This is a genomic window from Frondihabitans sp. PhB161 (assembly GCF_003814635.1).
Lineage (GTDB): Bacteria > Actinomycetota > Actinomycetes > Actinomycetales > Microbacteriaceae > Frondihabitans.
In genome coordinates this window covers 89,625-103,471 of the sequence record NZ_RKQW01000002.1, presented here as the reverse complement: position 1 = coordinate 103,471, position 13,847 = coordinate 89,625, and the positions used below count along the sequence as shown (strand labels likewise).

11 protein-coding genes are annotated in these 13,847 nt (G+C 68.9%); 7 read left to right on the top strand and 4 right to left on the bottom strand.

Features of this window, described 5'->3' with window-relative positions:
• Positions 1–34: 34 nt before the first annotated feature.
• Positions 35–1,282, top strand: a complete 1,248-nt coding sequence (locus EDF39_RS09230; protein WP_123942548.1) for an amidohydrolase — start codon at positions 35–37, stop codon at positions 1,280–1,282.
• Between the two features lie 168 nt (positions 1,283–1,450).
• On the opposite strand, the gene EDF39_RS09225 is transcribed toward EDF39_RS09230, so the two are convergent.
• A complete protein-coding gene (locus tag EDF39_RS09225; protein WP_233573097.1) occupies positions 1,451–3,307 on the bottom strand; it encodes a glycoside hydrolase family 15 protein in 1,857 nt (618 codons plus the stop codon).
• An 88-nt stretch (positions 3,308–3,395) separates the two neighbouring features.
• Here EDF39_RS09225 and EDF39_RS09220 point away from each other — a divergent pair, with 88 nt between their 5' ends.
• Positions 3,396–4,250: an SMP-30/gluconolactonase/LRE family protein gene (locus EDF39_RS09220; protein ID WP_123942544.1), complete on the top strand. Its 855-nt coding sequence runs from the start codon at positions 3,396–3,398 to the stop codon at positions 4,248–4,250.
• Between the two features lie 11 nt (positions 4,251–4,261).
• Here the strand turns inward: EDF39_RS09220 and EDF39_RS09215 are convergent, their stop codons facing one another.
• Positions 4,262–5,449: an NAD(P)/FAD-dependent oxidoreductase gene (locus EDF39_RS09215; RefSeq protein ID WP_123942542.1), complete on the bottom strand. Its 1,188-nt coding sequence runs from the start codon at positions 5,447–5,449 to the stop codon at positions 4,262–4,264.
• A gap of 50 nt (positions 5,450–5,499) precedes the next feature.
• Entirely contained in the window at positions 5,500–6,039 is a 540-nt protein-coding gene (locus EDF39_RS09210) for a Dps family protein (RefSeq protein ID WP_123942540.1), read from the bottom strand.
• Positions 6,040–6,158: 119 nt separating this feature from the next.
• On the opposite strand from EDF39_RS09210, the gene EDF39_RS09205 reads away from it, so the two are divergent.
• A complete protein-coding gene (locus EDF39_RS09205) occupies positions 6,159–6,569 on the top strand; it encodes a hypothetical protein (RefSeq protein ID WP_123942538.1) in 411 nt (136 codons plus the stop codon).
• A 49-nt stretch (positions 6,570–6,618) separates the two neighbouring features.
• Entirely contained in the window at positions 6,619–7,359 is a 741-nt protein-coding gene (locus EDF39_RS09200) for a triacylglycerol lipase (protein WP_123942536.1), read from the top strand.
• 60 nt (positions 7,360–7,419) lie between these two features.
• Here the strand turns inward: EDF39_RS09200 and EDF39_RS09195 are convergent, their stop codons facing one another.
• The gene (locus EDF39_RS09195) at positions 7,420–8,487 is read right to left on the bottom strand and encodes an aromatic acid exporter family protein (protein ID WP_233573098.1); all 1,068 of its coding nucleotides are present in this window, start codon (positions 8,485–8,487) and stop codon (positions 7,420–7,422) included.
• 92 nt (positions 8,488–8,579) lie between these two features.
• Here EDF39_RS09195 and EDF39_RS09190 point away from each other — a divergent pair, with 92 nt between their 5' ends.
• The 3 genes from EDF39_RS09190 to EDF39_RS09180 all read left to right on the top strand — a co-directional run bounded on the left by EDF39_RS09190 (position 8,580) and on the right by EDF39_RS09180 (position 13,847).
• Positions 8,580–9,851, top strand: a complete 1,272-nt coding sequence (locus EDF39_RS09190) for a phosphotransferase (protein ID WP_158613199.1) — start codon at positions 8,580–8,582, stop codon at positions 9,849–9,851.
• A gap of 16 nt (positions 9,852–9,867) precedes the next feature.
• Positions 9,868–11,349, top strand: a complete 1,482-nt coding sequence (locus EDF39_RS09185) for an FAD-dependent oxidoreductase (RefSeq protein WP_123942530.1) — start codon at positions 9,868–9,870, stop codon at positions 11,347–11,349.
• A 323-nt stretch (positions 11,350–11,672) separates the two neighbouring features.
• The gene (locus EDF39_RS09180) at positions 11,673–13,847 is read left to right on the top strand and encodes a DEAD/DEAH box helicase (RefSeq protein ID WP_123942528.1); all 2,175 of its coding nucleotides are present in this window, start codon (positions 11,673–11,675) and stop codon (positions 13,845–13,847) included.

Sequence of the window (13,847 nt, the reverse complement as noted above, 5' to 3'; positions counted from 1 at the left end):
CGCGGAGCCTCGCGCGGCGTCGTACGGTGGAGGGATGACCACTTCTCTTCTGCACGTTCCGTCTGTCGTCGCCATCACAGGAGGCCACGTGGTCCCCGTGGCCTCCGCCCCGATCGACGGGGGCACGGTCCTCATCGAGGACGGACTCATCACAGCCGTCGGGCCGGCGGCTGATGTCACGGTGCCCGAGGGCGCCACCGTCATCGATGCGGGCGGCCGGTGGGTCGTTCCCGGCTTCGTCGAGGCGCACGGTCACGTCGGCATTCACGAGGAGGCCAACGGATCGGCCGGAAACGACACGAACGAACTCACCGATCCGAACACTGCGGGTGTCCGGGCCGTCGACGCCATCGACATCGACGACGAGGGCTTCCGGGACGCGTTGTCGGGTGGCATCACGAGCATCCTCGTCAAGCCCGGCAGCGGAAACGTCATCGGTGGTCTCAGTGTCGCGATCAAGACGTGGGGTGGACGAACCATCGACGAGCAGATCATCTCCGACTCGGTGAGCGTCAAGTCCGCCCTGGGGGAGAACCCCAAGCGCGTCTACGGCGGGAAAGACGCCATGCCGTCGACCCGACTCGGTGTTGCCTACGTCCTCCGTCAGGCGTTCGAGGACGCGCGGTTCTACGTGGCCCAGCGCCAGGCCGCCGCCGAGAAGGGCGAGCCCTTCCGGCGCGACCTCCGCCTCGAGACCCTGGGTCGTGTGCTCGACGGCGAACTCGCCTGGGATCAGCACACCCACCGCCACGACGACATCGCGACGGCCATCCGCCTCGCCGAGGAGTTCGGCTACCGGCTCATCGTCAACCACGGGACGGAGGGCCACAAGCTCGCCGACGTGCTCGCCGAGAAGAACATCCCCGTGATCTATGGGCCGCTCTTCACCTCGAGGTCGAAGGTGGAGCTCCGGGATCGCGCGATTTCAAACCTCGCCGCCCTTCACCGGGCTGGCGTGACCGTGGCGATCACCACGGATGCACCCGTCGTGCCGATCAACTACCTCGTGCACCAGGCGTCATTGGCGGTGAAGGAGGGTCTGCCGAAGGAGGTCGCTCTGGCCGCACTGACGAGCAACCCGGCCGCGATTCTCGGGCTCGACTCGCGGATCGGGTCGCTCAAGCCGGGTCTGGACGGGGATGTCGTCATCTGGTCGGGTGACCCCCTCGACGTGCAGTCGCGCGCGGAGCGCGTGCTCATCTCCGGGGCGACGGTCTACGAGTGGGACGACGCCGCTCGTTTCGGCCGGACCGTCGAGCGTCTCACTCGCTTCGCTGGCTGACGACCGGTCGCGGGCTACAGAGAACTGAAGCCTGCACAGACCTGAAGCCTGCACAGACCTGAAGCCTGCACAGACCTGAAGCCTGCAGAGACACGAAGCGGACTGACCGCCCTGCCGCGGCAGGGCGGTCAGTCCGCAACACGTCTCACGGCCGCAGCCGCCAGGCCGCTAGTTCGTCGAGAGCTCGTGAATCGTGATGGCGGCGTTGACGAGCGCGAGGTGGCTGAGGCCCTGCGGCAAATTTCCGAGGAAGCTGCCGTCCTCGGCGATCATCTCGGCCAGCATGCCGACGTCGTTGACCTGCTCGACGAGCTCGTCCATGAGCGCGGTCGCCTCGTCGAGACGCCCGACGCAGGCGAGCGCCGACACCACCCAGAAGGCGCAGGCCACGAAGGTGCCTTCTTCGTCGTCCATGCCGGAGTAACGGTAGAGCAACGGACCGACGCCGAGGTCACGGCGCAGGGTGTCGATCGTCGACGACATACGCTCGCCGCGGTCGAAGCCGGTGGGAGCGTGCAGCAAGACCGACGCGTCGATCTTCGAGGATCCCGGGTACATCACGTAGGAGCCGAGCTCTTCCGACCAGCCGTGCTCGTCGACCCACTCCTCGATCATCTTCTTGTTCTTCACCCAGTGCGCGAGGTCGTCGGGCTCGGGGTGGAGCTGTCCGATGTCGGCGAGGTGGCAGGCCGCGTCGATCGCCTGCCAGCAGCCCATCTTGCTCGAGGTGTAGTGCTGGAGCTCCTCGAGCTCCCACATGCCAGAGTCCTTCTTCTGCCACTGCTGGCAGGCGTCGTCGGCGAAAGCGCAGAGCAGTTTGTCGGTGCCGGCATCGATGATGTTGCCGCCTGACGCGTACTGGCTCATGATCGCGAGGATGTCGGCGTAGACGCCGAGCTGCAGCTGACCGGAGGCCGGGTTGCCCGAGTAGACCGGGCCGATGCCGTGCCATCCCTCTGAGCCGGTCTCGGTGGGATCCTCGGGAAGGCTGCCGTCGAGCGAGAAGAAGATGTTGATGTCGGGGCCGTGCTCTTTGAGGGACTTCAGGATCCAAGACACCGCGGCATGCGGCTCTTCTCGAAGCCCGAAATTGAGCAGCGCCTCGACGGTATACGCCAGGTCGCGCACCCAGGCGAAGCGGTAGTCCCAGTTCTTATTGCCGTTGAGGTTCTCGGGGAGCCCTGCGGTCGAGGCCGCAGCGATGGCACCGGTGGGGCTGTAGATGAGGAGTTTGAGGGCGAGAGTCGAGCGGGTGACTGCCTCCGACCAGGCGCCGTCCCAGGAGAAGTTCTTCGACCACAGCGCCCAGTTGTCGACGGTGCGGTCGATGCCCTGATCGACGACGTCGGCGTTCGGGATGTGAATCGGTTCGTCTTTCGTGCCGCACAGGCAGAGGATCGTGCGCGAGCCGGGCGTCGTCGTGAACGCACCGCGGAACTCCAGCGGTCCGTCGGAGACGCCGTCGCCCTCGTCGGTCGGGTCGGTCCGGCCGTGCTCGGAGCCGATCAGGATCAGATTGATGTCGCCGGCCCGAAGCAGGGGGCCGTGGACGGTGTCGATGCGCTCGATGGGGTTCGTGCCGAAGGTGTTGCCCGGAATGACCGCCCAGGCGAGATCGACCGACCCCTCGACGCCCTCGATGCGGCGCACCAGCTCTGACCAGGGCAGGCGCCCGGCGACACCGGTGACGAGCGCGTCGGTGATCTCGACGACACCGGTCGGCGTACGGAACCGGGTGGTCAGCACGTTGCTGCCGGGGATGTACGAGCGGTCGACCTCGAAATCGTCGGTGACCGGGCGCAACTCGAAGCGACCGCCCTTGCCGGAGTCGACGATGCCGGCGATGACCGGGTCGGTGTCCATTTCGGGCATGGGCAGCCAGTCGATCTGACCGTCGTCGGCGATCAGCGCGACGGTGCGTCCGTCGCCGATGACCCCGTAGGAGCGAAGCGGCACGTAGCCGTCTTCACGAATCGACGGCGTTCGCCAGTTGCGGACGGTGGTGGGCTCGAGGGTGTCAGTCACCCCTTTAGCCTGCTCCCCGCGGCTGGGCGAAAGGGGAGGCGTCCCCCGCGATCCCCGCAGTTCGGCGCCAGTCTGATAGACCGGGGGCATGCCCGAACCCACTCTTCTGCTCGACGCCCGCGCGATCCTCATGGAGAGTCCCGTCTGGGACGCAGCCAGCAGCGAGCTGCTCTGGTGCGATATCACGCTCGGCCTGCTGCACCGCACCTCGGAAGACGGCTCGGCCGACCGCCAGAGCGAATTGCCTCCGCCCCTGGCGTCGTTCCAGCCGAGGCGGGGCGGAGGGCTGATCGCGGCACTGGGGGATCGCGTCGTCGAGACAGACGACGAGGGCCGGATCCTTGGGGATCTCGCGTCGATCGGCCACCGCCACCCGGGAATGCGGCTCAACGAGGGCAAGTGCGACCCGTTCGGCAACTTCGTGGTCGGAGCAATGGAGGTCACGACCGAGGATCCCGACGCGGGGCTCTATCGCGTCACGCCGGCGGGCGACGTCACGGTGTTGAAGGGAGGCTTCGGCACGACCAACGGCATCGAGTTCACGGATGACGGCTCGACGATGTGGGTGACCGACACGGCAGTGCAGACGGTCTTCCGCGGCTCGTACGGGGCCGACGGCCTGCTGGGCGAGCTGGAGCCGTTCGCGGTCGGACGCGCCTTCGACGGTCTGGTGCGTGACTCCCGCGGCGAGTTCTGGACTGCGGTCTACGGAGCAGGCCTCGTCGTGCACCTGTCGGCCGAGGGAGAAGAGCTCGAGACGATCGAGGTTCCGGCGCCGAATGTCACCGGGATCACGATCGGAGGATCCGATCTGTCGACTCTCTACGTCGGCTCGGCTCGCGAAAACGCCACCGAGGAGCAGCTGAGGGAGTTCCCGCTCTCCGGTGGCGTCTTCGCGATCGAGCTCGATCGACCGGGGCTGCCGCCGCGACTGTTCGGCTGAGTCGAAGGCCGCTAGATGAGACCGACGAGGTTGTCGGCGCCGAGCGCACGCGCTTCGGCCAGCACCTGCCGCGCCCTGTCAGTGGAGTCGGCGATGTTCCAGAGCAGCACTCCCACCGGCACTCCGCCGTCGAGGTAGTAGACGACCGCCGAATCGTCGTCTTTCCAGTCTTCTACCGTCTGGAGCGACGAGTCGAGAGTGCCGACTGCCTCGTAGGCGAGATCGAAGACCTTCGAGTAGTACATCGGGGTGTGCGTGTACTTCTCGTCGGAGCCCGCCATGATGCGTCCGGCAGCAGCGCCCTGTTCTTTGGCGTTGTCGACGTGCTCGACCCGACGACGACCGAGGATCACGTCGGGGTACGAGGCCACGTCGCCCGCGGCGGAAATGAAGGGGTCGTCGGTCGCGAGGCGGAGGTCGACGACGATACCGTCGTCAACTGCCAGCCCGGACGCCTCCGCCAACGCCACCGAGGGCTCGATGCCGAGGCCGACGACCACTCCGTCGACCTCGAGGGTCGAGCCGTCGTCCAGGGTCAGAAGGAAGCCCTCCGCCGCGGTCACGCCCTTGTCGAGACGTCGACCGGCGGCGAGCGTCACTCCGTGGTCGCGGTAGCGCGCCTCGAATGCCGACTGCACCGACTCGGGAAAGACCGAGCCGCCGAGGTGGTCGTCGGGAAAGACGATGGTGACCCGGGTGTCGTTCTGCACGAGAGCGGCGGCGATTTCGGAGCCGATGTACCCACCGCCGACGACGGCCACGTGCTTGCCCGAACCGGAGAGGGCGCGCAGGTGGCGGTAGTCCTCGGCGGTCCGGAAGTAGATGACCCGCTCGTCGTCGTTCGGCAGGTCGAGGGTCGTCGGCTGCCCGCCGGTGGCAAGCAGCAGTCGGCCGTAGCCGATGCTGGCGCCACCGGTCGTGACGACGCGTCGGTCGATCCGATCGAGCCGGTCCACCCTCGTCGACAAGCGGACCTCGGCAGAGGTCTCGTCGACCGTGCCGAGGTCGTTGTCGTCGGGGGTGTAATCCGGATCGATCCAGAGCTTCTTGGAGAGCGCAGGCCGCGTGTACGGCGCATCGACGTCGTCGCTCAGGATCAGGATCGAGCCGTCGGCGTCGACCTCTCTGATGCCCTTGGCGGCGGCGTCGGCGGTCATGCCTCCGCCGATGATGACGTAGTCGTATGTCTGGTCAGCCATGGGCTGTGCTCCTCAGGTCGCTCCGGTGAATCTGATCTCGTGGCGCAGGGTCAGTTGGCGACGGCTCCGACGCGGTCGAGTCCGGCCTCGTTGGCCTTGTCGTCGCGCTCGCGCGACGCCTTCGAGCGCTGGTCTTTCTCGGGGTGGCGGTTCTCGGCGCCGGTCATCCAGGCGAGCTGCTCGAGGCGCTCGAGAACGGAGTGCAGCACGTCGGCCGTCGTGGGGTCTTCGTCGTCGACGTCGTCGTGCACGGTGCGCATGGTGTCGGTGACGGCATACATGCGGTCGACGATGAGGTCGACGACATCGGTGGTCTCGACCGGGCCGGCCGGGAACTCGGCCAGGCTCGTGCTCTTGGTGACGGTGCTCGTGCGGCCGTCGGGCACCAGATAGACGGCGCGCATGCGCTCGGCCACCTCGTCGGAGAAGCCGCGGGCGGCGTCGACGATCTCATCGAGCTGCAGGTGCAGGTCGCGGAAGTTGGAACCCAACAGGTTCCAGTGAGCCTGCTTGCCCTGGACGTGCAGTTCGATCAGGTCGACCAGAACCTTCTGAAGGTTGTCGTGAAGTTTTTCGGATCCTTGGAACATGGTTCCTCCTCGTGAGTTGAACGGTGTTGTGAACGGTAGTCCCCGTCCTTCATTGCGGCCTCAGCGGCTGTACCCCTGGGGGTGTATTCTTCGACCACCTGATTGCCTGAGGGGGCACCATGATGGGAAGAACACCCGGGGAGCGCGGTTTGGTCGCCACCGCTGCCGCACAGATGTCGACGGCCTCGCGCGCCAGACCACCGGTGGCTGCGTCATCGGCATGGGGAGCCGTGCTGCCGCCGACCGTGCGAACACTCGAGCAGAGCCTCGTTTCGGCTTTCCACGCCTTCGACCTGATCGATCTCATGACGATGTCGCACCGCGTCCGCGTGGTCGACGAGGTCACGGGGGCCGTAGTCGAGGCCGCCTTCGCCGCAACACGAGCCGGGCACTCGCGCTGGGCCTGCATGGTGCTTCGCGCGGCAGCCGACAGGCCGCCGACCGGGTCGTCGCTGTGCACGCGCTGGGACCAGATGATCGCCGAGGGCCTGGACGGAGTGAACACGGTCGACTGGGCCGATCGGCCTTGACCCCGGCGGCACGAGCCGACGCGAGGCAGGGTCGCCTACGCTGAACCGCGTGGAACGAGACGACCGGAATCGAAGGCGCCGCGGCGGGATCCTGCACTATCTTCGCTTTCTGCCGCGCGACTACGAATTCGTCACCCGAAGCCACCTGCGCTCGCTGCTGACCGACGCGTCCGTGCCGAAGCGTTATCGCGAAGGCCACCTCGCCCCGATTCTGCTGCTGCCCGGCGTCTACGAGTCGTGGCGGCTGCTGCGCTGGTTCGCCGACGCTCTCAACGACGCCGGACACCCGGTCGTCGTCGTGCCCGGGCTCGCGCACAATCGGCGTCCGATCGCCGACACGGCGCTCACGGCTCAGGCGATCCTTGACGCGCACGACCTCCGGGGCGTGCTGATCCTGGCCCACAGCAAGGGCGGCATCATCGGCAAGACGATGATGCTCGACACCGATCGGGGCGGTCGCATCGATCGCATGGTCGCCGTGAACAGCCCGTTCTCAGGATCCCGGATGGCGCGCTTCGTACCCACCTCGGGCTTCCGTCCCTTCCTCCCGTCAGACCCCGCGCTCGCCCGGCTCAGCGGCCTCGTCGACGTGAACGCCCGCATCACCTCCGTCTACGCCGACTTCGACGGGCACGTGCCCGAGGGCAGCCACCTGCCGGGGGCGCGCAACGTTCGCGTGCCGATCGACGGGCACTTCCAGCTGCTTGGGCACGCGGCGGGGCGGGCGGCGGTGCTCGCGGCGCTGGCCACGGCGGGCCCGGCGGACCCTCAGCCGACGATTTCGGCGTAACCCGGGGCCTATCGACACGGAATGGCCCAGCTCGTAGGCTGACGGCCCGCCCGCACGCCGCTACTTCTCGCCGACGAGCTCCTCGCGCACCCGCCGCAGGTCTTCGAGCAGAGACCCGATCAGGATCCAGTGCTCGGGGTCGGGTGCCAGAACCCTGAGCGGGGCGGTCAGCGCCGGCAGCTCGCTCTCGGGCGCGGTGCCGCCGGATCCTGAGGCCGCGTTCTCTTCTCGCTCGTGCACCAGCAGTCGCACGTCATGGGCGGCCCGCCTCAGCTCATCGGCGATCCCGGCCACCACGTCGTCGTCGACCAGGTCGGGGTCGTAGTTGTCGCGCAGCGACCGGGTCATGGCGACCACACGGTGCACCAGGTTCGAGAGGGTGCCGAGCAGGGCGCGATCGGCCTCGAGGATCCGCCGCTGCCGCTTCGCCCGCGGGTTGAGAGTGAGGCTCTCCTCGCCCGTGGTGACCCCCGCTGCCGCCCGAGCCTGCAGGTCACGCAGCGCACGGGCGCGGGTCAGTGCCTCATCGAGGTCGACGCGGGAGGTCGGCGTCTCAAGAGCCGAGGCCAGCGAGTCGAGAGCCGCTCCCAGGTCGCGAGCGAGCCGCCCGAGCGCGAGGTGCGCGGGGCCGAGCAGCACCGGCGGCACGATGAGTGCGTTGACCAGAAGCGCGATCACGGCGCCGATCACCGTCTCGATGATGCGATCGAACGCGTAGCCCGGAGTGACGACGCCGACCGACAGCACGAGCATCGCCGAGATGGGTACCTGGGTCGACGACGTCGGAGTGAGCCGCACCACCCAGGCCACCAGCAGCGCCAGGATCACCGCGACCAGCACGATCCAGGTCTGGTCGTGACCGAAGAGGGCACCGACCCCGTAGGCGAGCGCGACGCCCATCACGACGCCCGCGCTCCGTTCGAGGCCACGGCCGAACGACTGGTTGATGCTCGGCTGCACGACCAGCAGCGCGGCGATCGCGCCGAAGATCGGCAGCGCCTGGTCGAGGAGCACAAAGCAGAGGATCCAGGAGACCACCACGGCGAGAGACGTCTTGACCACCTGCAGCAGCGGCAGTCTCGACGGCTGGCGGAGCCGCGCGACGAGTCTGCTCGGGGTGGGGGCCACGGGGTCAAGGGTACGGCCGGACGGTATGGCCGCGGCGCGCCGCATCCGCCCGTATCCGTGACGAACTGTCGGGAAACTAGTTGACTGACGGTGTGTGGCCCAATTCCGCCGATATTCTGCCCGCGGCCTTCCGCGGCAGCGGGGCGCGAGTGCTGTCGTTCCGTCCGCACTCGGTCGAGCCCTCGGGCGGCGGTTACCTCTTCGGGTACGAGGTCGACACCCTCGACGCCGACGGCACGTCGTCGACCGTCCTGACCTTCATCGACACCGACCCCGCCTCCGTCGAAGCCGGCGCGCGCGAGGGAGGCAGCGTCGTGAGCGACCCCGCGACCGGCTCGCCGGTGCGTGTGTGGGCCTACCCGTCGGATCCTGCGCTCCCCGCTCTCGCGAGCGTCACCTACCCCGACCGGGTCGTCGATCTCTTGGCCCGGATCGGGGTCCCCATCAGCTCACCGACACTGACCGTCGCCGCCTACCGCCCGGGTAAGCGCGCCGTGATCAAAGTCGAGAGCCCCGAGGCGACCCTGTTCATCAAGGTGGTGCGGCCGACGCGGGCCGAGCCGATCGCCGCGCAGCACCAAGCTTTCGCCCGAGCGGGGCTGCCGGTGCCGATCGTGATCGCCGCTCAGGCCGATGGACTGCTCGTGCTGCAGAGGGTCGCGGGCGTTCCCGCCGGCACGCGCGTGCTCGGCCTCGCCGCGAGCACCGGCTTCGTGTCGGGGGTCGTGGCGCTCGCCGAAGCCGTCTCGCGGGTGGGTCTCACCCAGCACGCGCAGGCGGATGCCCTCGAGAACGGCTCCTGGCACCGGCGCAGCCTGACCGAGTCGCTCCCCGACCGGGCGTCGATGATCCACGGCATCTATGACGAGATCGAGGCGCGCGTCAGCCGCTGGCCGAAGGGAGAACTGCGGGTCGTTCACGGCGACCTGCACCTCGAGCAGCTCTTCGTCGACGTGGTCGATGTCGGCGTCGTCACCGGCCTCCTCGACATTGACACGGCAGGGCTCGGGCATCCTGCGCGCGATGCCGGCGCCCTCGTCGCGCACCTCGTCGTCACCGCCCAGTGGCACCGGGGCAACGGCGATCAGGCCGAGGCCCGCGCCTGCGAGAAGATCGCCGACGCCGTCGCCGACGAGTGGGTCGCCCTTCACCCGGAGTGGGCCGATCGGCTCCCGCCGACCATCGCGTCGCAGCTTCTGGCCCACGCCGGCGGCCAGGCGACCCTCGGAACACCGGTCGGCCGCGAGAAAGCGCTGCAGCTGATCGACGCGGCCGAGGGGGCGCTCTGGCCCCGTCCGGCCGAACACGCCGAACCGGCCGCTCTCGACGGGCCTAGCGTGGGCACGGTGCACCTGCACCCCTGACCCTCTCGGAGGACCAATGACCCCGCCCCGGCTCGACACGGTCCGCTCCATCCCCACCGACGAGTTCGAGCCGCTGGCCACGTTCGACGACGTGATCGTGGGCGGCGGGTTGACGGGGTTGGTGACGGCCCTGCTGTTCGCCCGTCGTGGGCACACCGTCGCCGTGCTGGAGGCGGGGCACATCGGAGGGCTCGTCGCGGGCAGCTCGGCCGCCACGGTGAGCCTGCTGCACGGAGCGCAGCTGCAGAAGATCCACCGGCGCACCTATCAGGGCGTCGTCGACGCGTCCGTGCAAGGCAATCGCGAGGCCTTCGACTGGCTCATCGACTACGCCGACGAAGCTGGAGTCGATCTGGAGCGCCGCGACGCATTCACTTTCGCGACGACGCGACGCGGGCTCGCCCGGGTCGACGGGGAGTACCTCGTCGGTCGCGCGGCCGGCCTCGACCTCGTCAAGACGGTGGATCTCGACGTGCCGTTCGCGACCATCGGGGCGGTCCGGCTTCGCGACCAGGCGCAGGTCGACTCGCTCGAGCTTCTCGCCGCCCTCACCGCCGATGTGCGGGCGCTCGGGGGAGTGGTCGTCGAGAACGTGCGCGTGACGGGAGTGCACGCGGGCGACCCGGCGACGACGCACACGGAGCTCGGCGAGGTCCGCTCCGAGCGAGTGCACCTCACGACGGGGGCGCCGATCCTCGATCGCGGCCTCTACTTCGCCAAGCTCTCGCCGCGCCGGTCGCTCGGGCTCATCCTCTCCGACGTGCCCGAGAGCGATCTGCCCGAGGCCATGTACACCTTGGTCGACGACCCCGGGCGGTCGGTGCGGAGCCACCGCGGTCAGCTGCTCGTGGCCGGCAACGAGCACGGGGTGGGGCGAGCAGCCTCGGAGGCCGTCCTCGCCCGCGACCTCCACGACTGGGCGGGTATGCACTGGCCCACCGCGCGCATCCGTCGCGTGTGGAGCGGGCAGGATTACGCCACCCCGCACGGCGTGCCCTTCGTCGGCTACCTGCCGCGAGGCCGAGGCCGCATCTACCTCGCGACCGGCTACGACTCGTGGGGCATAACGAACGCGATCTCGGCGGCACGCATGCTGGTCTCTGACGTCGTCGGAGACAACTCCGACTGGATGAAGACCATCCATCACCGCGTCACCACCCCCGTCGCGATCGGGGCCGGCCTCGGCGAGAATCTTGCGGTCGCCTGGTGGTTCGCCCGCGGCTGGACGAGGGCTCTCACCAATCCTCTGCGGCCGGGTGAGACACCGCCCGAGGGGCGCGGTCGCGTAGGATCCGAGGCACTCGCGCCCGTCGCTCGCTCCACCGTGGATGGAGAGACCTGCTCGCTCTCGGCAGTGTGCCCGCACCTCGGCGGGGTGGTCGCCTGGAACGACCAGGAGCTCACCTGGGACTGCCCGCTGCACGGGTCGAGGTTCCGCCCGGACGGCACCGTCATCGAGGGGCCGACGACTCGGGGCCTGCGGCGCCGAGATGCCTGACACGCCCGAGGAGGGCCGTGGTGGAAACCGGCGGCGTCGCGGGCGTAAACTGTGCCCTGCACCGAGTCGCGAGGGGCCGCTATCAGCGCCGTCGTTCGTCTGATGCAGTGCAAGCGGGTCGCGACGCAAGCGTCGCGTGGTCACCGCATCCGATCCGGATGCGAGTCCGACGGGGGTCTCCTTCTCCCGTCCTCCGCACACCCGGGGTCGTCACCGAATGCCGGTCCCGAAGCAGTCCCTCGACATCGTCCGCATCGGCATTTCTGCCGTCTGCCGACACCACACCCCGGCCACTGAACCGCGGGTTGCCATTAGGAGGAGCCTTGGCTCGACCAGGCCAGCGCCAGTCCGGCGGTACTCGAACCGTCTCCCGTTCGAACCACCGTCGCGTCCGCGATCTCGACAACGACGGCATCATTCCGGTGCTGGCGAAGGCCGTGCGCGAGGTCGAGGCCGCCGCCCAGCGCGGCCCCGTCAAGCCCTCGGTCCGCACGAAGTTCCAGGTCGTCGCGCTGCTCATGCGCGAGGAGCGCGCCCGCGTCAAAGCCGACAAGACGGTCACCGACGCCGACCGAGCCGAGCAGCTCAAGCGGCTCGACGGCGTCGCGACGATCCTCGCCAAGGCCGCGGCCCGCGACACGTCCCTCATCGCCCTCCTCGCCGAGGAGGCCGTGGTCTCCGACACGGCCAAGTCGCTTAAACGCGACATGCTCATCGCCGCCGGCGTCGAGCTCAGCCCCGACGACCTGATCATCACCACCGAGGCACCGGTCGCGCGCGTCGCCACCGAGCGCCAGGTCGTGCCGCAGTCGATCGTCTCCCGGCAGCTCGCCAACCCGTTCCTCGCGCCCGACTTCGCGCTCGCCGAGGTCAAAGAGGTGCACCCGCGCCGCCTGGCCAACTGGGAGCTCTTCGGTCCGCTCTTTAAGTCGTTCGAGTACGGTGCCGGCGGGGCCTCCGCGTGCATGGAGCTCCCCGAGCCCTCCACCCTCCGCGCCCCCGGCGGTACCGAGATGATGCGTCACCAGGCGCAGGTCGTGCAGGCCGCGGCCGAGGGCCACCGCACGTTCCTCCTCGCCGACGAGCCCGGCCTCGGCAAGACCGCGCAGTCGCTGCTCGCCGCGCAGGCCGCCGACGCCTACCCTTTGCTCGTCGTGGTGCCCAACGTCGTCAAGACGAACTGGGCCCGCGAGGTCGGGCTGTGGACGCCCCATCGCACCGCCACTGTCATCCACGGCGACGGCGACACCATCGACGGCTTCGCCGACATCGTCATCGTCAACTACGAAGTGCTCGACCGCCACGTCGGCTGGCTCGGCGACCTCGGGTTCCGCGGCATGGTCGTCGACGAGGCGCACTTCATCAAAAACAAAGACTCGCAGCGTTCGCGCAACGTGCTCCAGCTCGCCTCGAGGATCCGCGCCCGCACCGCTCATCCTCTCCTCATGGCGCTGACCGGCACGCCCCTCATCAACGACATCGAAGACTTCCGCGCGATCTGGCAGTTCCTCGGCTGGATCGACGACAAGAAGCCCGGCCCCGAGCTGATGGAGGCCCTCGAAGAGACCGGCCTCACCCCGGCCGAGCCCGGATTCTTCGCTTCGGCGCGCTCCTCGGTGATCGATCTCGGCATCGTCCGCCGCCGCAAGGTCGACGTCGCGGCCGACATCCCCGCCCGCCGTATCGCCGACCTCCCCGTCGAGCTCGACGACGAGGTGGGCCGCTCCATCCGCGAGGCCGAGCGCGAGCTCGCCAAGAAGCTCGTCACCCGCTACCAGACGGCTCTCGCCACCCGCACCTCCGGAGTGCGCGTCGAGGGCATCGACCACGACCTGGTGCGCCAGGTCGCCAAGTGGGAGCTCGAAGACGGCGACGGCGCCAAGACCGGCGAGAACGTGTTCAGCATGGTCCGCCGCATCGGCCAGGCCAAGGCCGGCCTCGCCGCCGACTACACGGCGCAGCTGGCCCGCAACGTCGGCAAGGTGGTGTTCTTCGCGAAGCACATCGACGTGATGGACACCGCCTCCGAGACGTTCGCCAAGCGCGACATCAAGTTCGCGTCGATCCGCGGCGACCAGACGCCGAGCGTCCGCCAGAAGAACATCGACGCGTTCGTCAACGATCCCTCCGTCTCGATCGTCGTCTGCTCGCTCACCGCGGCGGGCGTCGGCCTCAACCTCCAGGTCGCCTCCAACGTGGTGCTCGCCGAGCTCTCCTGGACCGACGCCGAGCAGACTCAGGCCATCGACCGCGTGCACCGCATCGGCCAGGAGGAGCCCGTCACCGCCTGGCGCGTCATTGCCGCCCAGACGATCGACACCAAGATCGCCGAGCTCATCGACTCGAAGGCCGGCCTCGCGGCCCGCGCCCTCGACGGCGACGACTCCGAGATCGTGGCGTCGTCCGACATCCAGCTCGGCGCCCTCGTCGCGCTGCTGACCGAGGCGCTCTCGGCGTCTCCGTCGGCGCGGAAGGCTGCGCCGCAGCGTCGTCGCTAG